The sequence below is a fragment of the Burkholderia sp. AU44665 genome, assembly GCF_030504405.1.
GTDB lineage: Bacteria > Pseudomonadota > Gammaproteobacteria > Burkholderiales > Burkholderiaceae > Burkholderia > Burkholderia semiarida.
The window spans coordinates 111,011-135,582 of the sequence record NZ_JAUJRI010000007.1; the positions used below are offsets into that span (position 1 = coordinate 111,011).

General features: G+C 69.7%; 23 protein-coding genes. 18 read left to right on the top strand and 5 right to left on the bottom strand.

The annotated features are described in order from the left end of the window. Nucleotides 1-272: 272 nt before the first annotated feature. The 8 genes from QZM15_RS16865 (at nt 273) to QZM15_RS16900 (ending at nt 8,625) form a co-directional block, all read left to right on the top strand. On the top strand, nt 273-1,355 hold the full coding sequence (locus QZM15_RS16865; RefSeq protein ID WP_302106828.1) for an ABC transporter ATP-binding protein: 1,083 nt from the start codon (nt 273-275) through the stop codon (nt 1,353-1,355). Beyond that, the gene (locus QZM15_RS16870; protein WP_302106829.1) at nt 1,356-2,354 is read left to right on the top strand and encodes an ABC transporter permease; all 999 of its coding nucleotides are present in this window, start codon (nt 1,356-1,358) and stop codon (nt 2,352-2,354) included. Next, nucleotides 2,351-3,145, top strand: a complete 795-nt coding sequence (locus tag QZM15_RS16875) for an ABC transporter permease (RefSeq protein WP_059580164.1) — start codon at nt 2,351-2,353, stop codon at nt 3,143-3,145. Before QZM15_RS16870 ends, QZM15_RS16875 begins: the two co-directional genes overlap by 4 nt. Then, nucleotides 3,145-3,492, top strand: coding sequence for a (2Fe-2S)-binding protein (locus QZM15_RS16880; RefSeq protein WP_302106830.1), 348 nt, complete (start codon nt 3,145-3,147; stop codon nt 3,490-3,492). Before QZM15_RS16875 ends, QZM15_RS16880 begins: the two co-directional genes overlap by 1 nt. Continuing rightward, nucleotides 3,489-4,931, top strand: a complete 1,443-nt coding sequence (locus QZM15_RS16885) for an NAD(P)/FAD-dependent oxidoreductase (protein WP_104012999.1) — start codon at nt 3,489-3,491, stop codon at nt 4,929-4,931. The genes QZM15_RS16880 and QZM15_RS16885 overlap by 4 nt, the downstream gene beginning before the upstream one ends. Then, entirely contained in the window at nt 4,924-6,075 is a 1,152-nt protein-coding gene (locus QZM15_RS16890; RefSeq protein ID WP_302106831.1) for an FAD-binding oxidoreductase, read from the top strand. The genes QZM15_RS16885 and QZM15_RS16890 overlap by 8 nt, the downstream gene beginning before the upstream one ends. After that, complete coding sequence (locus QZM15_RS16895; protein ID WP_124863837.1) at nt 6,072-7,118, top strand: ABC transporter substrate-binding protein; 1,047 nt, start codon at nt 6,072-6,074, stop codon at nt 7,116-7,118. Before QZM15_RS16890 ends, QZM15_RS16895 begins: the two co-directional genes overlap by 4 nt. 169 nt (nt 7,119-7,287) lie before the next feature. After that, a complete protein-coding gene (locus QZM15_RS16900) occupies nt 7,288-8,625 on the top strand; it encodes an MFS transporter (RefSeq protein ID WP_059580143.1) in 1,338 nt (445 codons plus the stop codon). A 119-nt stretch (nt 8,626-8,744) separates the two neighbouring features. Here QZM15_RS16900 and QZM15_RS16905 read toward each other — a convergent pair whose 3' ends face one another. Together QZM15_RS16905 and QZM15_RS16910 are read right to left on the bottom strand one after the other, a co-directional pair. Next, a complete protein-coding gene (locus tag QZM15_RS16905) occupies nt 8,745-9,755 on the bottom strand; it encodes a 3-hydroxybutyryl-CoA dehydrogenase (RefSeq protein ID WP_302106832.1) in 1,011 nt (336 codons plus the stop codon). Beyond that, the gene (locus tag QZM15_RS16910) at nt 9,752-10,858 is read right to left on the bottom strand and encodes an NAD/NADP-dependent octopine/nopaline dehydrogenase family protein (protein ID WP_302106833.1); all 1,107 of its coding nucleotides are present in this window, start codon (nt 10,856-10,858) and stop codon (nt 9,752-9,754) included. Before QZM15_RS16910 ends, QZM15_RS16905 begins: the two co-directional genes overlap by 4 nt. Nucleotides 10,859-11,007: 149 nt before the next feature. Here QZM15_RS16910 and QZM15_RS16915 point away from each other — a divergent pair, with 149 nt between their 5' ends. Both QZM15_RS16915 and QZM15_RS16920 read left to right on the top strand, forming a co-directional pair. Beyond that, nucleotides 11,008-11,982 (top strand): AraC family transcriptional regulator, encoded by a 975-nt coding sequence (locus QZM15_RS16915; protein ID WP_059580135.1) that lies wholly within the window; start codon nt 11,008-11,010, stop codon nt 11,980-11,982. Next, the gene (locus QZM15_RS16920; protein WP_302106834.1) at nt 11,979-13,016 is read left to right on the top strand and encodes a LysR family transcriptional regulator; all 1,038 of its coding nucleotides are present in this window, start codon (nt 11,979-11,981) and stop codon (nt 13,014-13,016) included. Before QZM15_RS16915 ends, QZM15_RS16920 begins: the two co-directional genes overlap by 4 nt. A gap of 44 nt (nt 13,017-13,060) precedes the next feature. On the opposite strand, the gene QZM15_RS16925 is transcribed toward QZM15_RS16920, so the two are convergent. Continuing rightward, nucleotides 13,061-14,179: a porin gene (locus tag QZM15_RS16925; RefSeq protein ID WP_302106835.1), complete on the bottom strand. Its 1,119-nt coding sequence runs from the start codon at nt 14,177-14,179 to the stop codon at nt 13,061-13,063. 410 nt (nt 14,180-14,589) lie between these two features. On the opposite strand from QZM15_RS16925, the gene QZM15_RS16930 reads away from it, so the two are divergent. Both QZM15_RS16930 and QZM15_RS16935 read left to right on the top strand, forming a co-directional pair. Then, complete coding sequence (locus tag QZM15_RS16930) at nt 14,590-15,993, top strand: MFS transporter (RefSeq protein WP_302106836.1); 1,404 nt, start codon at nt 14,590-14,592, stop codon at nt 15,991-15,993. Between the two features lie 214 nt (nt 15,994-16,207). Next, complete coding sequence (locus tag QZM15_RS16935; protein WP_302106837.1) at nt 16,208-17,188, top strand: PDR/VanB family oxidoreductase; 981 nt, start codon at nt 16,208-16,210, stop codon at nt 17,186-17,188. Between the two features lie 121 nt (nt 17,189-17,309). Here the strand turns inward: QZM15_RS16935 and QZM15_RS16940 are convergent, their stop codons facing one another. Beyond that, nucleotides 17,310-18,227 (bottom strand): LysR family transcriptional regulator, encoded by a 918-nt coding sequence (locus QZM15_RS16940; protein ID WP_124863819.1) that lies wholly within the window; start codon nt 18,225-18,227, stop codon nt 17,310-17,312. Nucleotides 18,228-18,367: 140 nt separating this feature from the next. Between QZM15_RS16940 and QZM15_RS16945 the strand changes: the two genes are divergently transcribed. The 3 genes from QZM15_RS16945 (at nt 18,368) to QZM15_RS16955 (ending at nt 20,603) form a co-directional block, all read left to right on the top strand. Next, a complete protein-coding gene (locus QZM15_RS16945; RefSeq protein WP_302106838.1) occupies nt 18,368-19,651 on the top strand; it encodes an aromatic ring-hydroxylating dioxygenase subunit alpha in 1,284 nt (427 codons plus the stop codon). Then, the gene (locus QZM15_RS16950) at nt 19,648-20,151 is read left to right on the top strand and encodes an aromatic-ring-hydroxylating dioxygenase subunit beta (protein ID WP_059640303.1); all 504 of its coding nucleotides are present in this window, start codon (nt 19,648-19,650) and stop codon (nt 20,149-20,151) included. The genes QZM15_RS16945 and QZM15_RS16950 overlap by 4 nt, the downstream gene beginning before the upstream one ends. A gap of 65 nt (nt 20,152-20,216) precedes the next feature. After that, nucleotides 20,217-20,603 (top strand): tautomerase family protein, encoded by a 387-nt coding sequence (locus QZM15_RS16955; protein ID WP_059580117.1) that lies wholly within the window; start codon nt 20,217-20,219, stop codon nt 20,601-20,603. Nucleotides 20,604-20,653: 50 nt separating this feature from the next. Here QZM15_RS16955 and QZM15_RS16960 read toward each other — a convergent pair whose 3' ends face one another. Continuing rightward, nucleotides 20,654-22,201: a sensor histidine kinase gene (locus QZM15_RS16960; RefSeq protein WP_059580114.1), complete on the bottom strand. Its 1,548-nt coding sequence runs from the start codon at nt 22,199-22,201 to the stop codon at nt 20,654-20,656. 153 nt (nt 22,202-22,354) lie between these two features. Here QZM15_RS16960 and QZM15_RS16965 point away from each other — a divergent pair, with 153 nt between their 5' ends. From QZM15_RS16965 to QZM15_RS16975, 3 genes are all read left to right on the top strand, one after another. Next, a complete protein-coding gene (locus QZM15_RS16965; RefSeq protein ID WP_302106839.1) occupies nt 22,355-23,548 on the top strand; it encodes an acyl-CoA dehydrogenase family protein in 1,194 nt (397 codons plus the stop codon). Nucleotides 23,549-23,649: 101 nt separating this feature from the next. Next, the gene (locus QZM15_RS16970) at nt 23,650-24,027 is read left to right on the top strand and encodes a hypothetical protein (RefSeq protein WP_059580110.1); all 378 of its coding nucleotides are present in this window, start codon (nt 23,650-23,652) and stop codon (nt 24,025-24,027) included. Nucleotides 24,028-24,035: 8 nt separating this feature from the next. Then, nucleotides 24,036-24,557, top strand: a complete 522-nt coding sequence (locus QZM15_RS16975; protein WP_302106840.1) for a nuclear transport factor 2 family protein — start codon at nt 24,036-24,038, stop codon at nt 24,555-24,557. Nucleotides 24,558-24,572 lie beyond the last annotated feature (15 nt).

The following is a 24,572-nucleotide window of genomic DNA, read 5'->3' on the forward strand; positions in this document are numbered from 1 at the left end:
AGTGAATGGAATACGGTAGCCGCTATTGTCGTCCGGCCGAAAATCCGCGGGCATCCGGGTGTGCACGGGATTGACGCGGACATTTCACGGATCGGCCGCCCATCATCCAACGGAACGATTCGCAGGCGGTTCTCCGATTCGTTCCGGTCAATGGAATTTTTCCGAAATTCATCCCGTTCAGCAGAATTCGAAATTGACGCGCCGAAATATGGCTGGCTAGAGTCCGCGTCATCGGCGCACCGGCCATGCGGTGTGCGAACCCGGAGCTCTCCATGTCGTTTCTCACGCTTACGGATCTGACGAAAACCTTCGGCGAGCTCACCGCCGTCGCGGACGTCAACCTGTCGGTCGAGCAAGGCGAATTCGTGTCGCTGCTCGGGCCGTCCGGCTGCGGCAAGACCACCACGCTGCAGATGATCGCCGGCTTCGTCGACGTCACGCGCGGCCGCATCGCGCTCGACGGGCAGGACATCACGCACCTGAAGCCGAACCGCCGCGGGCTCGGCATCGTGTTCCAGAGCTATGCGCTGTTTCCACACATGAGCGTCGCGGAGAACGTCGGCTTCGGCCTCGACATGCGCGGCGTCGACAAGGCCGAGCGCGCGGAGCGCATTCGCGCGGCGCTGGCGCTCGTGCGGCTCGACGCGCTCGCGCACCGCTTTCCGCGCGAATTGTCCGGCGGCCAGCGGCAGCGCGTGGCGATCGCGCGCGCGGTCGTGATCGAGCCGCCGGTACTGCTGCTCGACGAACCGATGTCGAACCTCGACGCGAAGCTGCGCGAGGACATGCAGTTCGAGCTGCGTGCGATCCAGCGCAAGATCGGCACGACGACGATCATGGTCACGCACGATCAGTCGGAAGCGCTGTCGATCAGCGACCGCGTGGTCGTGATGGAAGCCGGCCGCATCACGCAGACCGATACGCCGTATCGCGCATACGAGCGCCCCGAAAGTCACTTCGTGTCGCAATTCATCGGCAAGGCGAACCTGCTGCCCGGCACGATCGTCGCGCACGACGGCGACGCGATCCGCATCGACCTCGGGCACGATCTCGCCGAGACGGGCCGCACCGCGAACCTGCCGCCGCACGAGCGCGACGTGCGCGTGGGCGACGCGGTATCGGTCTGCATCCGCCCCGAAAAGCTGCGGCTGTGCGCGCCCGAGGCCGGCCGCTTCGCGGCGACCGTCACGAGCCGCTTCTTCCTCGGCAGCCAGTGGCTGTACCGCGTCGACAGCGCGCTCGGCGAAGTGCTCGTGTGCTGCCAGAACGAAGGCGCGGAGCCGCTCGCGGAAGGCGCGCCGGTCGGCATCGACTGGCACAGCGACGCGGTGCGCGTGATGCGCCGGGAGGCCTGAATGCGACAGCCTTCCCGCCCGCTCTCGACCGAAGGCGCACCGGCCGGGCTCGCGCGATCGGGCGCGACCGTGGCCGCCACGGCCGCGGCGGACGCGGTGACGCCCCGTGCCGTCGGCGGCGGTGCGCCACGCGCGCGCTGGCGCGCGCATGCGCCGCTGTGGCTGATGTGCGCTCCTGCATTCGCGCTATTCGCCGCGCTCGTGCTCGTGCCGCTCGCGATGACGTTCGTGCTGACGTTCTACCGCTTCGACCCGGCCACCGGCCCGATCGCCGCGTTCCAGTTCGGCAACTACGCGGAAGTGCTCGGCTCGTCGTACTTCCACACGATCTTCGCGCGCACGTTCGGCATTGCCGCGCTGACCACCGCGATCTGCGTCGCGATCGGCACGCCCGAAGCCTACGTGCTGTCGAAAATGCGCGACCCGTGGCGCTCGCTGTTCCTGCTCGCGATCCTCGCGCCGCTGCTCGTGTCGGTGGTCGTGCGCGCGTTCGGCTGGAGCATGCTGCTGAACACGAGCGGGCTCGTGAACCAGGCGCTCGCGCTCGTCGGCCTCGGGCCGTACAAGCTCGAATACACGACCTTCGCGATCGTGATCGCGCTGGTGCACGTGATGCTGCCGTTCATGGTGATCCCGGTATGGACCGCGCTGCAGCGGCTCGATCCGCAGACCGAGCACGCCGCGCTGTCGCTCGGCGCGTCGCCGTTCACGACGCTGCGCCGCATCGTCGTGCCGCAACTGATGCCCGGCGTGCTGTCGGGCAGCCTGATGGTGTTCGGGCTGTCGGCGAGCGCGTTCGCGATTCCGGGCCTGCTCGGCGGGCGCCGCCTGAAGGTCGCGGCCACGGCCGTCTACGACGAATTCCTCGGCTCGCTGAACTGGCCGCTCGGCGCGACGATCGCGGTGCTGCTGCTCGCGGCGAACCTCGCCGTGATGCTCACCTACTACCGCGTGCTCGAACGCCGCTACGCGCGCAGCCTCGGAGGCGCCTCCCGATGAGAAAGAACGGCCCCTTTGCGCTGGCGTTCCACACGCTCGTGATCCTGTTCGTGCTCGCGCCGCTCGTGATCGTCGTGCTCGTCGCGTTCACGCCCGACGAAACGCTGACGCTGCCGACCCGCGGCGTGTCGCTGCGCTGGTTCCGCGCGATCCTCGACTATCCCGACTTCGTCACCGCGTTCCTCAACAGCGTGAAGCTCGCGTTCGCGTCGGCGACGCTGTCGCTCGCGATCGCGTTGCCGGCCGGCCTCGCGATCGGCCGCGCGACGTTTCCGGGCCGCGCGTTCCTGAACGGGCTGCTGCTGTCGCCGCTCGTGATTCCCGGCCTCGTGCTCGGCATCGCGCTGCTGCGCTTTTTCGCGCTGATCGGCGCGACCGGTTCGTTCGCATGGCTCGTGCTCGCGCACATGATCGTCATCACGCCGTTCGTGATGCGGCTCGTGCTCGCGTCCGTCGCGGGCCTCGACCGCAGCATCGAGCAGGCCGCATGCTCGCTCGGCGCGGACCCGTGGACGACCTTCCGCCGCATCACGCTGCCGATGATCGTGCCCGGCATCACGGGCGGCTGGCTGCTCGCGTTCATCAACAGCTTCGACGAGCTGACGATGTCGATCTTCGTCACGTCGCCGCAGACGGTCACGCTGCCCGTGCGCATGTACATGTACGCGACCGAATCGATCGACCCGATGATGGCGTCGGTGTCGGCGCTCGTCATCTTCATCACCGCCGGCGCGATGCTGCTGCTCGATCGCGTATACGGCCTGAACCGCATCCTGATCGGCCAACATTGATGACGACTCCCGTTTCCCGTACCAACGACATCGCGGACGACGGCGCGCAGTTCGTGCGCGTCGCCGAACGCGAGCGCGCGGCCGTCGCGTTCACACTCGACGGCCGTCCTGCGCAGGCGCTCGCCGGCGACACCGTGCTCACCGCGATTCTGGTCGCGCAGCGTCGCGTGCGCGTCAACGAATTCAGCGGGCAGCCGCGCGCGGGCTTCTGTCTGATCGGCGCGTGCCAGGACTGCTGGGTGCGCACCGAAGCCGGCGCACGCGTGCGCGCATGCTCGACGCCGATCGTCGAAGGCATGCGGATTCTCACGATCGCCCGGCCGATCGCAGCCGGAGACGCAGCATGAACGCCGCGCTGCAGCCGGTGATCGTCGGCGCGGGGCCGGCCGGCGTGCGCGCGGCCGAGGCACTGGTCGACGCGGGACTGCGCCCGGTCGTGATCGACGAGAACGCGCGCTGGGGCGGACAGATCTATCGTCAGCCGCCGGCCGGCGCCGCGTTCGCGCGCGACAAGCGAACTCTGTACGGCTTCGAGGCCGCGAAGGCCGACGCACTGCACCGGACGATGGCCGCGCTGCTGCCGCACGTCGACTACCGGCCGAACACGCTGGCGTGGTCATGCGGCGCGGGCCGCGTCGACACGCTGCAGGACGGCCGTGAAGTGACGGTGCCGTACGCGCACCTGATCGTCGCGAGCGGCGCCACCGACCGCGTGCTGCCCGTGCCGGGCTGGACGCTCGCGGGCGTCTATACGCTCGGCGGCGCACAGGTCGCGCTGAAGGCGCAGGGCTGCGCGATCGGCCGGCGCATCGTTTTCGCGGGCACGGGGCCGCTGCTTTACCTCGTCGCTTACCAGTATGCGAAGGCCGGCGCGCAGGTCGCGGCCGTGCTCGATACGAGCCCGCTGCGCCGCCAGGCCGCCGCCGCGCCCGCGCTGCTGCGCCTGCCGTCGATCTTCGCGAAGGGGCTCTACACCATCGGCTGGCTGCGCGCGCACGGCGTCACGATCGAAACGGGCGTCACGTTCGAGCGCGTGCTCGGCGCCCGACATGTGACGGGGCTCGCATGGCGCGCCGCAGGCGACGACGAGCGCACCGCGTCGCCGCGCGTGCTCGACTGCGATGCGCTCGGCCTCGGCTTCGGCCTGCGTTCCGAAACGCAGCTCGCCGATCTGGCCGGCTGCCGGTTCGGCTTCGACCCGCTCAATCGCGCATGGCTGCCGGAGCGCGACGCGGCCGGGCGCACGTCGGTGCGCGGTATCTACGTCGCCGGCGACGGCGCGGGCATCGCGGGCGCCGACGCGGCCGAAGCGTCGGGCCGACGTGCGGCGCTCGCGTTGCTCGACGATGCCGGCATCGCCTCTCGCTCGCCGTCCGGCAAACCCGACACGGCGGCGCTCGACCGCACGCTCGCACGCATCGGCTCGTTCCGCGTGGGCCTCGAAGCGGCATTCGCGCCGCCGGCCGACCAAGCCGCGCGCTGCCCCGACGACACGATCGTGTGCCGCTGCGAGGAAGTCGACGCGGGCACGCTGCGCCGCTGCATTCGCGCGGGCGCAGCGACCGAAATGAACCGGCTGAAAGCGCTGACGCGCGTCGGCATGGGTCGCTGCCAGGGCCGCATGTGCGGCGACGCGGCCGCGCTCGTGCTGGCCGCCGAAACCGGCCTTCCGCTCGCCGACGTCGGCCGGTTGCGTGCGCAACCGCCGGTGAAGCCGTTCCCGATCTCGGCCGCGCTCGCGGGCGACGACGTCGCGGCGATTCCCGACGAGGCGCGCGATGAGTGAGCGTCGACATTACGACGTCGCGATCGTCGGCGGCGGCCTCGTCGGCGCGTCGGCCGCACTCGCGCTCACGCGACGCGGCTTGCGCGTCGGGCTGTTCGAGCGGCGCGACTGCGGTGCGCAGGCGAGCGGCGTGAACTACGGCGGGGTGCGCTGCCAGGGCCGCCCGGCCGAGCAATTGCCGCTCGCGCTGCGCGCGCGGCGTATCTGGGATCGCCTGCCCGAACTGATCGGCATCGACGGCGAATTCGTCGTGTCCGGCCACTTGCGGCTTGCGCGCAGCGACGCCGATCTCGACGCGCTCGACGCGTACGCCGCGCTCGCCGGCGAACACGGCTTGCCGCTGCAGGTGATGCGCGGCGACGCGTTCCGCCGCCGCTACCCGTGGCTCGGCCGCGCGGCGCTCGGCGGCTCGCTGTGCGAGACCGACGGCCATGCGAACCCGCGCCTCGTGTCGCCCGCGTTCGCGCGCGCGGCTCGCGCGGCGGGCGCGGACGTGTTCGAGCACACCGCGGTCGACGAGGTTCACCACGACGGCACGCGCTTTCACGTGCAGGCCGGCGGCCGCGCGCACACGGCGACATGGCTGATCAATTCGGCCGGCGCATGGGCGAACACGATCGCCGAGCGCTTCGGCGAAGCCGTGCCGATGGAGCCGATCTACCCGAACATGTGGGTGACCGAACCGCTGCCGCCGTTCATCGCGCACAACCTCGGCGTGTACGGCGGCGGCGTGTACGCGCGCCAGGTCGCGCGCGGCAACTGCGTGATCGGCGGCGGCCGCGGCCGCGGCGACGGCGAATTCGGCCAGCCGTCGGTCGATACGACGCGCGCGGTGATGCGCGACGCGTGCGCGCTGCTGCCCGCGCTGCGCGACGCGCTGCTGATCCGCACGTGGAGCGGCGTCGAAGGCTGCACGCCCGACCACAACCCGATCATCGGCGCGAGCCGCACGACGCCGCGCCTGCTGCATGCATTCGGCTTTTCAGGCGGCGGCTTCCTGCTCGCGCCGGGTGTCGGCGACGTGCTCGCCGATCTCGTCACGACCGGCGAAACCGTCACGCCACTCGATGCATTCTCGATCGGCCGCTTCTTCCCGCAAGCCGCGCCGACCGCCCCTTTCCGTCAAGAGGAGATCCAAAAATGAAACTGCTCGGCACGATCGCGGCGGCCGCCGCCCTTTGTATCGCAGGCGCCGGCGCGCCCGCGTGCGCGCAAACGAAGACGATCTACGTCGGCATGAACGGCGGGCCGATGGAAAAGGCCTATACGAGCCAGGTGCTGCCCGACTTCGAGAAGGCCAACAACGTGAAGGTGGTGATCGTGCCCGGCACGTCGTCGGACGTGCTCGCGAAGTTGCTCGCGAACCGCAACAAGCCGCAGATCCACGTCGCGTTCCTCGACGACGGCGTGATGGCGCGCGCGGTGAGCCTCGGCGTATGCCAGAAACTCGACGATTCGCCGGTATTGAAGGAGTTGTACCCGTTCGCGCGGATGAAGGACGACGTCGGCGCGGGCGTGCAGCTCGGGATGACCGGCATCGCGTACAACAAGAAGCTGTTCACCGAGAAAGGCTGGGCGCCGCCGACGTCGTGGATGGATTTCGCCGATCCGAAATACAAGGGCAAGGTCGTGTTCCAGTCGGCGTCGAGCAGTACGTTCGGGCTGCACGGCTTCCTCGCGATCAACCGGCTGCTCGGCGGCAACGAACAGAACGTCGAGCCGGGCTTCAGCAAGTGGGCGAGCACGGTCGGGCCGAACGTCGTCGAATACATCCCGAACTCGGCGAAGATCTCGGAGATGGTGCAGACGGGCGAAGCCGGCCTGTTCCCGCTGACGCCGACCGGCGTCGGCGACCTGCAGGACAAGGGCATCCCCGTTGCGTATGCGAATCCGAAGGAAGGCCCGGTGCTGCTGCTCGTCGACCTGTGCGTGGTCGCTAACAATCCCGATCCGCAACTCGCGCAGAAGCTCGCGCAGTTTTTGCTGTCCGCGCCCGCGCAGACGAAGGCGGCCGAGGCCGGCAAGCAGATTCCGACCAACCGTCTCGCGAAGATGCCTGCCACGATGCAGCAAAGCCTCGGCAACGTCGACGATCTGGTGCGCAAGGTGACGGTGGTCGACTGGACCGCGATCAACGCACGCCGTGCGCAGTGGGATACGCGGTGGAATCGGCAGATCGAGCGGTGAGGGCCCCGCCGCGCGCGCGGCACGCAGCAACGCGCGCGGCGACCATCATCAACCGGAGTGATGACACTCCCCTTTTTCTGCGGATTTGACCGGGGCCGGCGGGGCCGACAACACTAGCCCGCAGTGCTGCAAAAGACGGCACGCGCCCGCCTCCCCTTCAGAGTCCGCCATGTACCCGACCGACACCGTGCAATCCCCGAGCGCCGCCCGGCCGCTCGCCGACCGGCAGCTACGCCGGATCGTCATCGCCTCCGTCGCCGGCAACGCGATGGAATGGTATGACTTTTTCGTCTACGGCACGGCCGCAGCGCTGGTGTTCGGCCACGTGTTCTTTCCGCCCGGCGCATCGCCACTGGCCGGCAGCCTCGCCGCATTCGCGGCATTCGCGCTCGGTTTCGTCGCGCGGCCGCTCGGCGGAATCGTGTTCGGCCACGTCGGCGATCGTTACGGACGCAAGGCGTCGCTCGTGTGGACGCTGCTGATCATGGGCGCATCGACCTTCGCGATCGGCCTGCTGCCGACCTACGCGCAGGTCGGCCTGTGGGCGCCGGCCGCGCTCGTCGTGCTGCGGCTGCTGCAGGGCATCGCGTCCGGCGGCGAATGGGGCGGCGGCGTGCTGATGATCAGCGAGAACGCGCCGCCCGAGCAGCGCGGCTATTACGCGGCGTGGAGCCAGCTCGGCGTGGGCGGCGGCTTCGTGCTGTCGTCGGCCGCGTTTCTCGCCGCGCAGGCGCTGCCGGACGACATGTTCCGCACGTGGGGCTGGCGGCTGCCGTTCCTCGCGAGCATCGCGATCTTCGCGATCGGCATCTATATCCGCCGCCATCTGCCGGAAAGCCGCGACTTCGAGCAGGCCGGCAAGCGCGGTGCGCGCACGCATTTGCCGATCGTCGAGTGCATCCGCCGCCATCCGAAGGAAATCCTGCTCGCGATGGGGCTGCGCGTGGCCGAGAACGGCGGTGCGTACATCTTCCTCGCGTTCTCGCTCGTCTACGGCAAGTACGTCGGGATTCCGAACGGCACGATGCTGACCGGCGTGATGATCGCGATGATCGTCGAGATGGGCGCAATGCTCGCGTGGGGTCGCCTGTCCGACCGGATCGGCCGCAAGCCCGTGTACCTGATCGGCGCGCTGAGCCTGATCGCGTGCGCGTTTCCGTTCTTCTGGCTGCTCGATACGCGCGTGACGCCGCTCGTGTGGCTCGCGCTGACGGTCGGCACGGCGGTGAGCCACGGTGCGATGATCGGCACGCTGCCGGCGCTCGTCGGCGAGCTGTTCAGCACCGAAGTGCGTTACTCGGGCGTCGCGCTCGGCCACGAAGTCGCGTCGATCTTCGCGGGCGGCATGTCGCCGCTGATCGCGACCGCGCTGCTCGCGCGCTATCACGCGTCGTGGCCCGTATCGCTGTTCCTCGTCGCGCTCGGCCTCGTGACCGTCGCGACGCTGTGCGTGATGCGCGAGACGCGTGCCGTACCGGCGGCCGGCACGCGCGGCGACGCGGCATGAGCGCGCGGCCCGCGCCGGCCGCCGCACCCGCGTTGCCGGTAAACGATTGGCGCACCGGTTCACGGCGCCACGTGCGCGCTGGCGCGGCGCCGCAAGCGCACGCAGCCGCAACGTCGAGGCTACGCGCCCCGGCCGCGCCGCGCGCTGTCGAACGTCGGCGCGAGCCCAAGATGGTCGAGCAGCCGCGCGAATTCGCCGAGCCGCCGGCGCATGTACGCGGGCACATCCACGTTCGCGTAGTCGTGGAAGCCGGCGCCCGTGCGCACGCCGTCGCGGCCGGCTTCCATGTTGCGCACGACGCTCGCGGCCGGCGCGAAGCGCAGCCCGATCTCGCCGGCCAGGTACGTCGACGCGTAATACAGGATGTCGCAGCCGCCCCAGTCGATGAATTCGAGCAGCCCGAGCACCGCGAAGCGCGGGCCGAAGCCGGTGCGGATGGCCGTGTCGATATCCTCCGCGCTTGCGACGCCTTCCTCGACCATCCGCGCGGCCTCGTTCATCGCGAGCGCCTGGATGCGCGGCACGATATAGCCGGGCGCCGGCCCGCAGATCACCGGCTTCTTGCCCACGCGTTCGAGCAGCGCCGCGAGCGCGTCGACGACGGACCGATCCGTTACATCGCTGCGGCTGACCTCGACGAGCGGCATCAGCAGCGCGGGATTGAGCCAGTGTGCGTTCAGCATCCGCGCCGGGTGCGCGACGTAGCGCTGCAATTCGGTGACGACGAACGTCGACGTGGTGGACGCGATCGTTGCGTGCGCATCGACGTGTTCGCCGAGCCAGCGCAGCGCGTCCGCCTTGGCATCGAGCACTTCGGGCAGCGCTTCGAACACGATATCGGCATCGCGCACCGCGTCGGCCGCGCCGTCCCGCGCGACGATCGCGATGCGCGCGACGACGGCATCCGCCTGTGCGGCATCGATGCGGCCCAGCGCGACCTGCGCATGCAGCGGCCGGGCGATCTCGTCACGCGTGCGATCGTCGAATGCGCGACGGCCGGCCGCATCGCGCGGCTTGAAGTCGATCAGCGTCACGTCGAGGCCCGCGAACGCGAACACGAGCGCGATGCCCTGCCCCATGCGCCCCGCGCCGAGCACGTGGATGCGCGTCACTTCCGCGGCCGCCTTCATGCCGTGTACCCCGCGCCGAGCAGCACGCGCAGCGCGTCGCGTGACAGCGTCGCGAGCCCGAGCCGTTCCAGCGTGCGGCCTTCCGCGTACAGGTCCCGCACCGCCACCGCGCTCGCGATGCCCAGCAGTCCCTGCGCGACGGGCGTCGGCACGCCGGCCCAACGCCCGCACGACACGATGAACGACAGCCCGAGCCGGGTGTCCTCGAGCATGTAGCGATGCGTGCGCAGATCGATCTTCTCGCGCCAGTCGCCGCTATCGGTCAGCTTGCCGTGCGCGCCGCGCCCGTACATCCACTCGTCGCCTTCGGTCGCGTAGTGATCGGCGAGCGGAAAATGCGGCGCGCGGTAGCCGAGCGCTTCGCGCACCGCGATACGTTCGGCGTCGAGCGCGTTCGTCACGCGGCGGATCGACGGCTGCGTGCCTTCGTTGTGGATGTCCCACGCGTCGAAGTGTTCGAGCGGCCCGGCGTTCATCAGGATCAGCGGCGGATGGATCACCGGGCCCGCGTTCATCAGCGCGCCGGACAACGCATCCTCGACCGCCTCGACCGACGGATAGCCCGCACGCAGCACGTCGAACGCCCAGCCGGCCGCGTTCGCCGGCCACACGCCGGTCGGCAGGCGCGTCGCGTACGCGCTGATCACGACCTCGTTGTCGCCATGCTTGCGCACGAGGTACGGCAGCGTGCCCGTTTCGGCGAACGCGACGCGCGCACGATTGCCGGCATCGGCCGCCGCGCGGGCGAACACGACGCTGCCGAACGTGCCGGGCGGCAAAAACACGACCTGGCCGCCCTCCAGCAGCGGCGCGACCTGCGCGGCGAGCGCGTCGTGCGACGTGGCCGGCAGCGGCACCACGACGAGCCGCGCGCCGCTCAACGCGGCGGCGAGATCGTCGGTCAGGCGGATCGCGCCGGGCGCGTCGCCGAGCGGCACCGTGCGCTTGCCGCGATAGTCGGTGACGTTCAGCACGCCGAGCTCGCGCAGCCGCGCATGCGGCGCGCGGTCGCGCCGCCACCACGTCACGTCGTGGCCTTTTTCGAGCAGGTCGATGGCCGCCGCATGGCAGCCGTGGCCGCCGCCCAGAACACATACCTTCATCGTTTTCTCCCGGTGATCGAGTCTGTCCGAGACTACGCGGGCGCCTGCGCCGCGTCGCTTCAAAACGCGCAACGACGCGCCCGTTCGCGCAACGCAATCGCGGCGCCGTGCACGGCGCTGCACGCCCGCCTTCGCTTCGAGGTCTAGGAATGGACATCGCCCTTTCCCGTCATGCGCCGAACCGGCTCGGCACGCTGCAGGCGCCCGATGAAGTCGAACGCGCGGTCGCGCATCGTCTCGGGCCGCATCGGATGGCCGCGTCCGGCCGCGATCCGTTTCATGCGGAGCTGTACGAGGTGCCGCTGCATCACGGCGCGCTGCTCGAACTCTGCTACGGCCGTGAAACGCGCATCGATTTCGGCGACGATGCCGATCACTTCCTGTTCCGGCTGACGCTCGCGGGCGCGTGCGAACTGCAGGCCGGCAGCGTCGTCGCGCGCGCCGGCCCCGGCGCGCTGACCGTGTCGTCGCCCGCGCTCGCGAGCCGCCTGCGCACGAGCCGCGATTGCCGCAATCTCGTGCTGCGGCTCGAACGCGGCGCGCTCGAACGCAAGCTGCAGGACATGCTGCGCGCGCCGCTCACGCGGCCGCTGCAATTCGACCTCGCGACGAGCGGCGCGGGCGCGGGCGCCGCGCTCGTGCTGTCGACCTTCGAATACCTGTGCCGGCTCGGCGCGCAGCCGCGCATCGGCACGGCGTCGCCGGTGGTCGGCGCGGACCTCACCGCGTGGCTGATGTCGCTGCTGCTCACGCACCTGCCGCACGCGTACAGCGACGCGCTGCTGCGCGGCACGCCACCGCTGCCCGCGCACGTTCGGCGCGCGTGCGATCACGTCGATGCGCACCTCGGCGAACCGCTCGCGCTCGCCGTGCTGGCGGCCGTCGCGGGCGTCGCGCCGCGCACGCTGCAGCATGCGTTCCGCGCGTTCCTGCACACCACGCCGGCCGCGTACGTGCGCGAGCGCCGGCTCGCCGCCGTGCACGCGGCGCTGCAACGCGGCGACGCGCGCAGCGTGACCGACGTGCTGATCGCGCACGGCATCCATGGCTTCGGCCATTTCGCGAAGGCATATGCGCGGCGTTACGGCCACGCGCCTTCCGTCACCGCGAGGCAGACACGTTGACGCTCTCCACTCCCGGCCGCGCGACGGCCCCCGCCCGCCCCGACGCCGCGCCGCACGACGGCGACTCGCCCGACGGCCTGCGCGTGCAGGATCTCGATCTCAACTTGTTGAAGACGTTTCGCGCGGTGTATGAAGAGCGGAACGTCGGCCGCGCGGCGCTGCGGCTCGGCGTCACGCAGCCGTCCGTCAGCCACGCGCTCGGCCGGCTACGGCTGATGTTCCGCGACGCGCTGTTCGTGCGCACCGGCACCGGCGTCGAGCCGACCCCGCGCGCGCAACGGCTCGCGATCTCGGTCGACAAGGCGCTCGCGATCCTGCAGGGCGTGCTCGACGAAGGCTCGCGCTTCGCGCCCGACAGCACGCAGCGCGTGTTCCGCCTGCACATGAGCGATTTCGCGGCGAGCGCGTTCCTGCCGACGCTGCTCGCCGCGTTCGACCGCCGCGCGCCGGGCGCCGTGATCGAGACGCTGCACGTCGACGAATGCCGGCTCAACGTCGCGCTCGAATCGGGGCGCATCGACTTCGCGCTCGGCCATTTCGCCGATGCGTCGAGCCATTTCCAGCGCACCGCGCTGCTGCACGAGCGCTGCGTGCTGCTGATGCCGCGCCGCACCGCCCGGCGCGTCGGCCTGCCCGACGATTTCGTGCTCGACGGCGCGGCGCCCGACGCGCTGCGCTTCGTCGCGATCACGTCGCATCCGCAATCGATGCAATTGCTCGAACGGCACGAACTGATGCCGCGCGTGCGCGCGGCGCTGCCCGATTTCATGGTGGTGCCGGCATTACTGCAAGGCGGCGACTATGCGCTGATCCTGCCTGAGACGATCGCGATCACGTTCGCGGCGCGCCAGCCGTGCGTGCTTTACGAAGTCGCCGGCGCCGGCGAGTGGTCCGTCAACGCGTACTGGCATCGTCGCTTCGACGCGGACCCCGGCCATCGCTGGCTGCGCGCGCTGCTGCTCGAACTGTTCAATATCGGCGAGCAGGCGCCGTTCGACGCATGGCTCGCGCCGCACCCGCCCGCCTGCGCGTAGCGGCGCGAGCGGGCCCGCACCAGGGCGCGGGTCCGCCAAAACGCTCAGAACGACGTGAGGATGCCCGCGACGAGCGAGCTCGCGGTCGCGCCAGGCTTCGCGACCGCGACGCCGCCGCCCGCCGCGCCGTTGACGACGAAGCGCGCATGCGCGCCGTTGCGCACCATCGCGGCGCCCGTGTACAGCACCGTGCGCTTCGACAGCGGATAGTCGAAGCGGATGCCGTACGAATCGGCGTTGCCGTCGCTGTCGGCGACCTTCCGGTAATGGCCGACGCTCAGCAGCAGCGACGCGCGCCCGATCGGCACCGTCGCGCTGAGCTCCATGATGTCGCTGTGCGGATACGCGCTCTGGCTGTCGACCGCGGTCGCCACATCGGGGCCGCCGCGATGGCGCATATACAGCGCGGCCACCTTCACGACCTTGAAGTCGTACGAAATCGCGCCGAGCGTGTAGTGGCCGTTCGCGGCCGGGCTCGTGTTGCCGAGCGTCGATGCCGCTACCGAGCTGAACTTCTGCTGCATGTAGTCGACGTCGACCGACAGCCCGCCGCGCACGTAGTTGATGCCCGCGCCGTACGTATCGCCGAGCGTCGCCGGCTGCCCGGCCGCGCCATTGGCGCCGCGCGCGGCCATCGCGCGCAGCATGAAGCCCGCGTAGCGCGGCGACGTGTAGCGCATCGAGTTGCGCACGCGCAGGAACGCGGGCCCGACGAAGTTGTTGGTCGCGTTGCCCCAGGCGAGCCCCGCGCCGAGGCCGGGCAGGCTGTACGTGACGAGCGTCGTATGCAGGATCGTGTAGAGCTCGCCGAACTGCACGCCGCCGAACGGCCCCGTGATGCCGACCCACGCTTCGCGGCCGAACAGCGCGCTGCTGTTCGACAACGCACCGTTCGCCGCGTTGAAGCCGTCCTCGAGCTTGAAGATCGTCGCGTAGCCGCCGCCGAGATCCTCGACACCTTTCAGCCCCCACTGCGACGCCCACAGGTTGCCGCTGCCCATGCGTGTCACGTGGTTCGGCCCGGCGTTCGCGTATTCGATCGCGGTGTCGATGCGGCCGTAGAGCGTCATGCTCGATTGCGCGGCGGCCGGCAGCGTCATGCACGCGAGCAGCGCGGCAAGCAGTACGGCAAGCCGGTCGGCCCGCCCGTTCGGTTGGTTCATCTGCGTCGTCCCGTAGAAGTTGCGGCGCCTGTCGGCATCGCGCCGCTCGGTGTGAAGCGCGTTCGCCTTGAGACGCGAACGCCGCCGATCAAAACCCGGCCGAGTCTAGGAACGACAATTTCGGACGTCGACGCAATGCGCTCTATAACGCTTATAGACGCGCCGCATGATGCGCGCGCGCCCCGTCGCACGTACGCTGCGGGGCGGCTCGCGCGCAGGGCCTCGGTGTTTTCTTTATCCGCGTCGGTAAATGTCCGTGCGGCGCGGCTGTCACTCCGGCTATGGCGGCCGAATTTGGCCGACTACGCTGCGTCACCGATCGTGTCACCCGCACGCGTTCGCGCCGCGACGGCGCCCGGCCCGCGAGGCCGATGCCGCGCGTTTCCACCGCCCGCTCCTGGAGAACCCGCATGTCCGCATCCACGGCCCGCGCTGCCGACGGCAAGCGCTATACGTACGAATGGTATGTCGTCGTCATCTGCATGCTCGCGTACATCTTTTCGTTCGTCGACCGCCAGGTCCTCGTGCTGATGATCGAACCGATCAAGCGCGACCTGCACCTGTCCGATACGCAGTTCAGCCTGCTCAACGGCTTCGCGTTTTCGCTGTTCTATGCGGTGATGGGGCTGCCCGTCGCGTATCTCGCCGACCGCTATGCGCGCCCGCGCATCATCTCGCTCGGCATCGCGCTGTGGAGCGTCGCGACCGCCGCATGCGGGCTCAGCCAGCATTTCGTGCAGATGTTCGTCGCGCGGATGGGCGTCGGTGTCGGCGAGGCCGCGCTGTCGCCCGGCGCGTATTCGATGCTCGCCGACTACTTCCCGAAGGAGAAGCTCGGCCGCGCGATCGCCGTGTATTCGCTCGGCTCGTTCATCGGCGGCGGCATCGCGTTCCTGATCGGCGGCTACGTGATCGCGCTGCTCAAGCATGCGAGCGCGTTCACGCTGCCGATCGTCGGGCAGGTGCATGCCTGGCAGGTCACGTTCCTGATCGTCGGGCTGCCGGGGATCCTCGTTGCGCTGCTGTTCGCCGCGACCGTGCGCGATCCGCAGCGCAAGGGGCTCGCGCAGGATCGCTCGGGCGCCGTGCGGCGCGTGTCGATGCGCGATTCGCTGCGCTTCGTCGGCGCGCATCGCGCGACCTTCGCGTGCCACTACCTCGGCTTCTCGTTCTATGCGATGACGCTGTACTGCCTGCTGAGCTGGACGCCCGCGTTCTATATCCGCCACTTCGGGATGACGGCCGTCGAAGCCGGCTACACGCTCGGCATCGTGCTGCTGGCCGCGAACACGGCCGGCGTGTTCTGCGGCGGCTGGCTCAACGACTGGCTGCTGCGGCGCGGCCGAAGCGATGCGCCGATGCGTGCCGGCGCGATCGGCGCCGCGTGCATGGTGATTCCCGCGACGCTGTTCACGCAGCTCGACAGCCTGCCCGCGTCGCTCGCGATGCTGGTCGTCGCGATGTTCTTCGCATCGTTCCCGATGCCGACGTCGACCGCCGCGATGCAGACGCTCGCGCCGAACCAGATGCGCGCGCAGATCTCCGCGCTGTTCCTGCTCGTGTCGAACCTGATCGCGCTCGGGATCGGCACGACCGTCGTCGCGCTGTTCACCGATCGCGTGTTCGGCGCGCCGGCCGCGGTCGGCCATTCGATGTCGATCGTCAACGTCGCGGCGGCCACGCTGGCCGCGCTGCTGCTCGCCGCAGGGTGTCGCCGCTATCGCCGCAGCCTCGAACGCGAACGCGGTCATGCGGCGGCATCGGCTTCGGCTGACGCGGCCGTCGACGGCGGCAACGTCATCGCCGTTCGCTGAAGCCACGCGGTTCACCGATCGCGTGGTCGGCGTACCGGCCGCGCGAGCGCCGCCACGCCGACCGGCGACAATCGGCACGCCCACCATCATCCATCCCGCTTATTCCAACATCGATTTTTAATCGATTTGATTTATGCGATGCCCATCCCTATTCTCGATTGCATGCCGGCGCGGGCTCGGCCGCGCCGCTTTTCTCTACCCCACGGAATTTCCCATGCAAGCGAACCGCCACCAGGTCCGGATCGACGCGCTGATCGACGCGGCGCAGGACATCCGCTGTTTCCGGATCTCGCGCGTCGACGGCCAGCCGTTCGACGCGTACGAACCCGGCGCCCATATCGACGTCACCGCGCCGTCCGGCATCACGCGGCAATACTCGCTGTGCGGCAACCCCGACGAGCGCCGCAGCTACCTGTTCGCGGTGAAGAAGGAAACGCACTCGCGCGGCGGCTCGCGCTCGCTGCACGACGACGTAAGCGTCGGCGCCGAATTGTCGATCGGCGCGCCGCGCAACCTGTTTCGCTTGACCGATGCCGCGAGCGAGCACGTGCTGATCGCGGCCGGCATCGGCATCACGCCGCTTCTGTCGATGGCGTATGCGCTGAACCGGCGCGGCGCACGCTACCGGTTGCATTACTTCGCGCGCAGCCGCGATCACGCGGCCTTCGTCGACGAATTGTCGGCCGAGCCGTTCGCATCGCACGTGACGTTCCACTACGGCGCCGAGCCCGATGCGCTCGCGGCCGAACTCGGCCGCTGCATGGAGTCGATCGACTCGAGCGCGCATGTCTATACGTGCGGCCCCGGGCCGTTCATGGATGCGGTCGTCGCCGCCGCGGTCACGCGCGTTCCGGAAGACGCGATTCATCTCGAACGCTTCGCGGCGGAACCGTCGGCGGCCGTCACCGCCGCGGATGACGCCCCGGCGGAGGGCTTCGAAGTGCGCCTGCAACGCAGCGGCCAATCGGTGCGCGTCGCACCCGATACGTCGATCGTCGACGCACTCGCGAAGATCGGCATCGAGGTCGATACGTCATGCGGCGAAGGCGTATGCGGCACCTGCATGGTGCGGGTGCTCGACGGCGAACCCGATCATCGCGATCACTGCCTGAGCAAGGCCGAGCGCGCGAGCAACACGGTGATCTGCTGCTGCGTGTCGCGTGCGCGCTCGCCCGTGCTCGTGCTCGATCTCTGATGCGCGGGGCGCGCTGGCGTATCGCGATCTGGCGATCGACTGACGCTCCGATGCGCTGAAGGTCGGGACAGGCCGGCGCCGGCGACACGCGGCCGCCGCCCATCTCGCACCGGCCCGATCGTCATTCGTCGAAACGCTCGACGATCTCGGCGAGCAGCGCGCGCATCCATGCGTTGCCCTCGTCCTCGTGGAAATGCTCGTGCCAGTGCATCGTCACCGGCGCGGGCGGCAGCGTGACCGGCAGCTCATACAGCCGGAACGCGTTGTCGCGGTTCAGGATCCGCGCGAGCCGCTTCGGCAGCGTCGCATACAGATCGGTGACCGACAGCACGCTCGGCAGCGCGACGAAGTGCGGTACCTCGAGCGCGATGTTGCGGCCCACGCCTTGCGCGCGCAACGCATCGTCGAGCGCGTGGTGGCTGTGCTCGACCGATTTCACGTTCACGTGCGCGGCGCGCACGAACTGCTCGAGACTCAGCGCGGCGCCGACCGGCAAGCCGCGCCGCCGGCCCGTCATGCACACATAGGTTTCCTCGAACAGCACCTGGTGGCGCGTGCGCGGCATCAACTCCGGCAGGTTGCCGATCGCGAAGTCGAGCCGGCTCGCGCGCAGCGCTTCCTCGATCTCCTCCACCGGCAGCGGCTGCACGCTGAGCGTCACGCGCGGCGCGCGCTCGCGCAGCGCCCGGCAGATCGCCGGCAGGTACGCCATCTCGCCCGCATCCGACAGCGACAGCCGGAACGTGCGCGTGCTGGTGGCCGGATCGAAGCGCTCCGCGTAGCGCAGCGCGACGCGCACCATGTCGAGCGCCTTGCCGACGATGCCGGCGAGCTCCAGCGCGACCGGCGTCGGCTGCATGCCGGCGCGCGTGCGCACGAACAGCGGATCGTCGAACAGCGTGCGCAGCCGGCCGAGCGAATAGCTGACGGCCGGCTGCGACAGCGCAAGCCGCTCGCCGGCCTTCGTCAGGCTGCGTTCCTCGACGATCGCCTGGAATACGCGCAACAGGTTCAGATCGAGATGATCGACCGATGTCATCGTGACCTCCATCATTTGCCGCATTTATTTGATCGTCGATTTTAGATCAATTTGACCGATATGCGGCAGACGACGAGACTGATCTCCGGACGCTGCGCCCGGCGCGGCCCGATTTTCGCGACTCTTTCCCCACGACGACGATGAGCGACATTGCCTACCAGACGATCGACACCCGCGCGTTGCACGTTCTCGCGCAGCCCGACCGCATCGCGCCCGCGATGTACCACGACCCCGCGCTGTTCGAAGCCGAGCTCGACCGCATCTTCTACCGCACCTGGATCTGGGTCGCGCACGAAAGCGAACTGCCGAACCCGGGCGACTTCATCACGACGACGATCGGCCGCCAGCCGGTGATCGTCGTGCGCGACAGGACGGGCGAGGTCAACGTGCTGCAGAACCGCTGCCGCCATCGCGGCGCGACCGTGTGCGAAGCGCACAAGGGCAACGCGAAGGGCTTCACGTGCCCGTATCACAGCTGGTCGTACGCGCTCGACGGTACGCTGCGCGCGCTGCCGTACGGCGACGGCTACGAAGGCGTGTGCGACAAGGGCGACCTGCCGCTCGTGAAGCTGCGCGTCGGCGTGTACCAGGGGTTGATCTTCGCGAGCTTCAACGACGCGATCGAGCCGCTCGAGGATTTCCTCGGCGGCGCGAAGCCGTGGATCGACCTGTTCATGAAACAGGGCGCCGGCTACCCGATCAAGGCGAACGGCGAGCACAAGTTCAGGTTCAAGGGCAACTGGAAGATCCAGCTCGAGAACACCACCGACCTCTACCACTTCCCGGTCGTGCACAAGTCGTGGATGAAATCGATCGACGACGAAACGGCCGCCGCGATCACGCGCTTCATGACGAGCGAGGACGCGTTCTGCCGCGCGCTCGGCAACGGCCACAGCCTCGCGGTGCTGATGCCCGAGCTGATCGATCTCGACGCGGACGACGGCGCCCCGCTGCCCGAACGCTTCGCGCCGCTCGCGGCGAAGCTCGCCGAGCGCCACGCGCCGGACGAAGTGCGCCGCATCGTGCGCTCGCTGATGGGCGTCGGCTTCAACCTGAACCTGTTCCCGAACCTCGCGCTGTCGATGGCGTTCTTCCGCGTGCTGCGGCCGATCTCCGCGAACGAAACCGAGATCCGCCACGTCGCGCTCGCGATGGACGGCGGCCCCGACGAAGCGAACCGCGAGCGCCTGCGCATTCACGAACACTTCCAGGGCCCGTTCGGCTTCGGCAGCCCCGACGACGCGGAAGCCTGGGAGCGCGTGCAGCGCGGCGCGCATGCGGGCCCCGACGTGCCGATCCTCGTGAATCGCGGGCTGAACCGTGAAATTACCGCCGCGAACGGCGAAAAGACCGCGCACGCGACCGACGAAACCGGCATGCGCGAGGCCTACCAGCAGTGGCGCAAAATGATGGAGCAACAGTGATGGACGACCGCAACGCCCTCTTTTCCGAGCAGACCTTCGCCCGCGCGGTCGAATTCGTGTGGCGCGAAGCCGAGATGCTCGACCGTCGCGACTACCGCGCATGGCTCGACCTGTGGGATCCGGCCGGCCACTACGTGGTGCCGATCGATCCCGACGCGACCGACTTCGCGGCGACGCTGAACTACGTGTTCGACGACCACGACATGCGCGAGAAGCGCGTGCAGCGGATGGTGTCCGGTTACTCGGCGTCGGCCGCCGACGCGGCGCGCACGGTGCGCACCGTGTCGCGCTTCACGCTGGAGAGCGGCAGCGCCGACACCGTCGAGCTGAAATCGGCGCAGGTCGTCGTCGCGTACAAGCGCGGTGCCGCGACGCTGTTCGCGGCCGACGTCACGCACAAACTGCACGTCGATGCCGACGGCGAGATGCGGATCGCGGAGAAGGTCGTGCGCCTGATCGACTCGACCGAAGCGCTCAGCGCGATCGGCTTCCTGCTGTAAGCCGTGGCCGGTTCACCGCTGCACGCGCAAAGGTGAACCGGTCACCTTCACCTTTCCGAGCCATCATGCCCACACTCGAAGTTTTCCTGCCGGCCGGCCATGACGATGCGCGCAAGGCCGAGCTGATCGCGAGACTGACCGGTGCGACCGTCGACGCGATCGGCGCACCGATCGAATCGGTGCGCGTGCTGCTCACCGAACTGCCCGCGACGCATATCGGCCTCGGCGGCCGCAGCGCCGCGGACGGCGCGCCGCCGTCGCTGCCGGTGATCGTCGCGATCCTGATCGCCGGCCGCACCGACGAGCAGAAGCGCGCGCTGATCGCCGCGCTGTCCGACGCGGGCGCGAACGTGCTCGACGCGCCGCTGCAGGCGACGCGCGTGATCATCAAGGACATTCCGAACACCGGCTTCGGCATCGGCGGCCGGACCGCGCGGGCGCTGGGGCGCTGACGATGCGCCGTGCGCCGCCGCCCCGCCGCGACGCGCCGCCGCGGTTGCGCTCAACCATCGGCGAGCGGCAACGTGACGCGGCAGTCGAGCCCGCCGCCAGCAGCCGCGCTCGCGGCGATCCGCCCGCCGTGGCGCGTGACGATGCTCTTGCACAGCGACAACCCGATCCCGTTGCCGCCGGCCTTCGACGACGAGAAGCCGTCGAACAGCCGTTCGTGCGCGCCGGCCTCGATGCCCGGGCCATTGTCGACCGCACGCAACTCCGCCTGGCCGGCCACGTTCGCGGTGCCGAGCGTCAGCGTGCGCGGCACGCGCTCGCAACTGGCGAATGCCTCGATCGCATTGAACGCGAGATTCAGGATCACCTGCCCGATCAGCACGCGCTCGCAACGGATCGGCAGCGGCGTGTCGGCCTGCACGATCGCGACCGTCACGCCGGCTTCCTTCGCGCGCAGCTCGATGAAGTACGCGACGTCCGCGAGGATGTCGCGCAGGTCGGCCCGCGCGACGACCGGCTCGCGCTTCACGATGAACTCGCGCACGCTCTTGATGATCAGCGCCGCGTGCTCGGCCTGCCGGTCCGCGCTGCGCAGCCCCCAGATCGCGTCGTCGACGGCGCCGTTGCCGTTCAGCCGTCGCACCGCGCCTTCGATGAAATTGCGCACGGCCGCGAGCGGCTGGCTCAATTCGTGCGCGATCACGGTCGCCATCTCGCCCATCGCGTTGTAACGGCCCGCGTATTCGAGCATCCGCGCCTCGGCGCGCCGCGCGTCCTCGATCGCGACTTCGTCGCTCACGTCGCGGAACTGCACGAGCAGCCCGTCGAGATCGCCTTCGATCTCGACCTGCCGGCACAGGATGCGCAGCCAGCATGCCGAGCCGTCGCGCCGTACGATCCGGTAGCGCTGCGGCGCGGACGGATGCGCCGACGGTGCATCGCGCAACTGCGCGACGAGCCGGTCGCGATCGGCTTCGGCGCAGTAGTCGAGCACCTCGCCGAGCGGTTCGCCGGGCGCGAGCCCGAGCACGCGGCGGCCCGACTCGCTGATGAACTGCACGCCGCCGTGCGGCGTCACGACCGCGATCCCTTCGTCGAGATCCTGCATGAACTCGCGCAGCCGCGCCTCGTAGCGGCGCAATTGCTGGCGCACCGCCTCTTCCGCGCTGATGTCGCGAAACTGCACCATCACGACGTCGCGCCCGCGCAGCGGCACGTAGGTCGCGGTGGCCTCGGACAGCATGTCGACGCCCGTACGCGATCGATAACACCACTCGTACACCTGCGGCCCGTCGACGAGCGCGCGATCCCACGCGCTCACCGCGATCTCGCGCCGGTACTTCGGCTCGGGGCGCGTCATGTCCGGCGCCTTCAGCGGCAGCAATTCCTCGACGGAAAAACCGAGCGCGATGCACGCGGCGCGATTCGCCCACACAATCGCCTTGGTCTGCGCGTCGTGCAGCAGCACGCACGTGGTCAGCGCGTCGAGCAGCCGGTGGAAATCGTCTTCGTCGGGAAAACTCATGATCGGATTCAGAGCAAGGCGCGCGGCGTCGCGCGGCCGGAAGCCCAACATAGCACCGGCGCGCGCCGATCGCATCTGAAGATTTCTTTAGGCCGGCACGGAGCGTCACCAGTCAGGCGGCCCAACGCACCAATTGCTGCGTGTTTTCGGCGTTTCTAGACTAGGGTCTGTTTGCATATGACACGCACGTGCGAATGCCCGACATCGCCCCATCCCCAGGAGACTTTCATGCCGCAAGCCGCCCTCGCCATCGAATCCGCGCCGCCTTCGCCGCCCGCGGCCCGTCCCGCGGCCGGGCAGTTGTCGCCGCTCGACGCGGTGATCGAAACCGTCGCCGCCCGCCGCGACGAGTTCGACCGGCTGTCGCACGTGCCGCGCGACGTGATCGCGCTGTTCAAGCAGGCCGGCATCTATCGCGCGGGCACGCCGCGCCGCTTCGGCGGCGACGCGCTCGCGCCGACCGCGTTCCTCGACATGATCGAACGGATCGCAACCGCCGACGGCTCGGCCGCGTGGGTCGCGAGCTTCGGCTCCGCGAACGTCTACCTCGCCGCGCTGCCGCTCGACACGCAGGCCGAGCTGTACGCGAGCGGCCCCGATCAGGTGTTCGCGGGCGGCCTGTTTCCGGTGCAGCCCGCGCAGGACGCTCCGGGCGGCTGGCGCGTGAACGGCACGTGGAAATTCGCGAGCGGCTGCAAGGGCGCCGACTGGCTCGGCGTCGGCATCGCCGTGCCGGGCGCGCGGGACGCGGCGCCCAACAAGCCGCGCACGGCCGTGTTCCGCGCCGCCGACGTCGAGATCGTCGAGAACTGGAGCGTGGTCGGCATGCAGGGCACCGGCAGCCACGACCTGCGCGTGAACGACCGCTTCGTGCCCGAGGCGTGGACCTTCGTGCGCGGCGGCGAGGCGACGGTCGACGAGCCGCTGTACCGCTACCCGACCGTCGCGTATGCGGCGCAGGTGCTGGCCGTCGTCAACCTCGGCCTCGCGCGCGCGGCGCTCGACGTCGTGAACCGGATGTCGGGCGGCCGCCAGACGACGACCGGCGCGCCGCGTCTCGCCGATCGCGCGTACTTCCGCATCGAGCTCGCGAAGGCCGAAGCGCAACTGCGCTCGGCACGCGCGTTCTTCTATGACGCGACCGATACCGTGTGGCAATCGATCCTCGCCGGCAATCCGGTGACGCCCGACCAGATCAGCCTGCTGCGGCTCGCGGCCACGCAGATCGCGCGCGAAGGCGCGAGCGTCGTCGAACGCGCGTACCGCCTCGGCGGCACGGCGGCGATCTATCGCACGCATCCGTTGCAGCGGCTGCTGCGCGATGCGATGGTCGTCACGCAGCACGCGTTTCTCGGCGAAGGCAACTTCGACGGCGCGGGCGCGGTGTTCACCGGCGTCACGCCGTTTCCCGGCTATCTGTGACCGGCATCGACCGCAACCTCGATGCATACGCATGAAACCGGATCCGGAGCGCGCTCGCCGGCCGGATCATGCATCCAACCGATTCCTCTGGAGAACCCGATATGTCCGATTCGAATCCGCTGCCGCTGCGCGTGCTGTTCTGCTGCGGCGTGTCGCAGAATTTCTTCGACCTGCCGCGCGAGCGGATCGGCGAAGTGTGGCAGGCGTACGGCGCGATGCTCGCGGCCGTCGAGGCGATGCCCGGCGTGCGCGTGCTCGGCGTGATGGACGACGACCGCCTCGTGGTCGGCCAGGCCGACGGCGCGCCATGGACGTTCTACATCATGGCCGACGTCGCCGATTTCGACACGGCGGTCGCGGTGTGCAACCTGTACCGCACGACGCCCGTCGGCGAATACAACCTGTGGCGCTACGGCAAGATCGAGGCGCGCGTCGGCCGCGCGCTGAGCGTGCCGCCGGCCGCGAAGCCCGCGGCGTGAGGCGCGCGATGAGCGACCTGACACCCGCCGCGATCGACGCGCTCGCGCGGCGCGTCGCGGCGCTCGACGCCGAGCGCGCGGTGCGCGCGACGATCACGCGGTACATGGCGCTGTGCGACGTACCCGACGATGCGGGCGCGGGCCCGTCGCTGGCCGAACTGTTCACGACCGACGCCGTGTGGGAAGGCATCGGCCTGCAGTATGCAAGGAAATTCGGCCGCGTCGAAGGCACCGCCGCGATCATCGCGATGCTCGGCCGCTATCTGCCGCCCGATCCGCATTTCGCGGCGAACCTGCACTTCCTGACGTCGGAGTCGATCGAGATCGGCGCCGGCCATGCAAGCGCACGCGGCCGCTGGGTCATGCTGCAGGCGTCGCGCTACGCGGACGGCTCGGCCGAGCTGATCGCCGCGCGGCTGACCGTCGATTTCGCGCCGGCCGCCAGCGGCTCCGCCTGGCTGATCCGCCATTTCCGCACCGAACGCGTGCTCGACGGCCCGTGGCCGCTCGCCGCCGCGCCACGGTCCTGATGTTTCCCGCCGCTT

Coding starts and splice junctions, on each gene's coding strand:
- QZM15_RS16865 (WP_302106828.1), top strand. CDS start 273: ATGTCGTTTCTCACGCTTACGGATCTGACGAAAACCTTCGGCGAGCTC.
- QZM15_RS16870 (WP_302106829.1), top strand. CDS start 1,356: ATGCGACAGCCTTCCCGCCCGCTCTCGACCGAAGGCGCACCGGCCGGG.
- QZM15_RS16875 (WP_059580164.1), top strand. CDS start 2,351: ATGAGAAAGAACGGCCCCTTTGCGCTGGCGTTCCACACGCTCGTGATC.
- QZM15_RS16880 (WP_302106830.1), top strand. CDS start 3,145: ATGACGACTCCCGTTTCCCGTACCAACGACATCGCGGACGACGGCGCG.
- QZM15_RS16885 (WP_104012999.1), top strand. CDS start 3,489: ATGAACGCCGCGCTGCAGCCGGTGATCGTCGGCGCGGGGCCGGCCGGC.
- QZM15_RS16890 (WP_302106831.1), top strand. CDS start 4,924: ATGAGTGAGCGTCGACATTACGACGTCGCGATCGTCGGCGGCGGCCTC.
- QZM15_RS16895 (WP_124863837.1), top strand. CDS start 6,072: ATGAAACTGCTCGGCACGATCGCGGCGGCCGCCGCCCTTTGTATCGCA.
- QZM15_RS16900 (WP_059580143.1), top strand. CDS start 7,288: ATGTACCCGACCGACACCGTGCAATCCCCGAGCGCCGCCCGGCCGCTC.
- QZM15_RS16905 (WP_302106832.1), bottom strand. CDS start 9,755: ATGAAGGCGGCCGCGGAAGTGACGCGCATCCACGTGCTCGGCGCGGGG.
- QZM15_RS16910 (WP_302106833.1), bottom strand. CDS start 10,858: ATGAAGGTATGTGTTCTGGGCGGCGGCCACGGCTGCCATGCGGCGGCC.
- QZM15_RS16915 (WP_059580135.1), top strand. CDS start 11,008: ATGGACATCGCCCTTTCCCGTCATGCGCCGAACCGGCTCGGCACGCTG.
- QZM15_RS16925 (WP_302106835.1), bottom strand. CDS start 14,179: ATGAACCAACCGAACGGGCGGGCCGACCGGCTTGCCGTACTGCTTGCC.
- QZM15_RS16930 (WP_302106836.1), top strand. CDS start 14,590: ATGTCCGCATCCACGGCCCGCGCTGCCGACGGCAAGCGCTATACGTAC.
- QZM15_RS16935 (WP_302106837.1), top strand. CDS start 16,208: ATGCAAGCGAACCGCCACCAGGTCCGGATCGACGCGCTGATCGACGCG.
- QZM15_RS16940 (WP_124863819.1), bottom strand. CDS start 18,227: ATGACATCGGTCGATCATCTCGATCTGAACCTGTTGCGCGTATTCCAG.
- QZM15_RS16945 (WP_302106838.1), top strand. CDS start 18,368: ATGAGCGACATTGCCTACCAGACGATCGACACCCGCGCGTTGCACGTT.
- QZM15_RS16955 (WP_059580117.1), top strand. CDS start 20,217: ATGCCCACACTCGAAGTTTTCCTGCCGGCCGGCCATGACGATGCGCGC.
- QZM15_RS16960 (WP_059580114.1), bottom strand. CDS start 22,201: ATGCGATCGGCGCGCGCCGGTGCTATGTTGGGCTTCCGGCCGCGCGAC.
- QZM15_RS16965 (WP_302106839.1), top strand. CDS start 22,355: ATGCCGCAAGCCGCCCTCGCCATCGAATCCGCGCCGCCTTCGCCGCCC.
- QZM15_RS16970 (WP_059580110.1), top strand. CDS start 23,650: ATGTCCGATTCGAATCCGCTGCCGCTGCGCGTGCTGTTCTGCTGCGGC.
- QZM15_RS16975 (WP_302106840.1), top strand. CDS start 24,036: ATGAGCGACCTGACACCCGCCGCGATCGACGCGCTCGCGCGGCGCGTC.